The organism is Streptomyces sp. SID13726 (assembly GCF_010548375.1).
Lineage (GTDB): Bacteria > Actinomycetota > Actinomycetes > Streptomycetales > Streptomycetaceae > Streptomyces.
The window spans coordinates 1-428 of the sequence record NZ_JAAGLY010000510.1 but is presented as its reverse complement, the minus strand read 5'-3'; the positions used below and the strand labels follow the sequence as shown (position 1 = coordinate 428).

Genomic DNA, 428 nt, shown 5'->3' with positions numbered 1-428 from the left:
GCCAGCTTGTGGCCGCCCCGGGAGACGTAGTCGGGGTCGCCGTCGTCCTTGAGGACGACGAGGGCCGCACTGGTCTCGACCTGGGTGGCCGCCTTGGTCGCGGTGGCGCCTGCGACGGTCACCCGGCCCGCGGCGATCAGCTGGGCGGCGTGCTCGCGCGAGCGGGCCATGCTGCGGCGTACCAGTTCGGCGTCCAGGCGGCGGCGTGCCACTCCTGCCACGTTCGGTTCAGCTCCTGTTTTCGTACGGTCCGGGGACGGGCGGTGCGTCCAGCGCGGTCAGCGCGTCACGCAACCCCCTGTGCACATCCTCGTACACCGCGACGTGTCCGTCCGCCGTGAGGTGGTCGGCGTCGGCCAGCCGTTCCAGGTGCCCGTCCACCCCGGCGTGGCCGGTGGGCGTACGGACGAGCCCCAGGGGCTCCGGCG

The 428-nt window shown here is 73.8% G+C and carries 2 protein-coding genes; both read right to left on the bottom strand.

What is annotated here, in order from left to right; translation table 11 throughout:
* On the bottom strand, positions 1-221 hold a 221-nt coding region (locus tag G3I78_RS48855), incomplete at its 3' end, for a S4 domain-containing protein (RefSeq protein ID WP_343244041.1).
* Positions 222-228: 7 nt separating this feature from the next.
* Positions 229-428: hypothetical protein (locus G3I78_RS48850; protein WP_164437104.1), on the bottom strand; the 200-nt coding region annotated here is incomplete at its 5' end.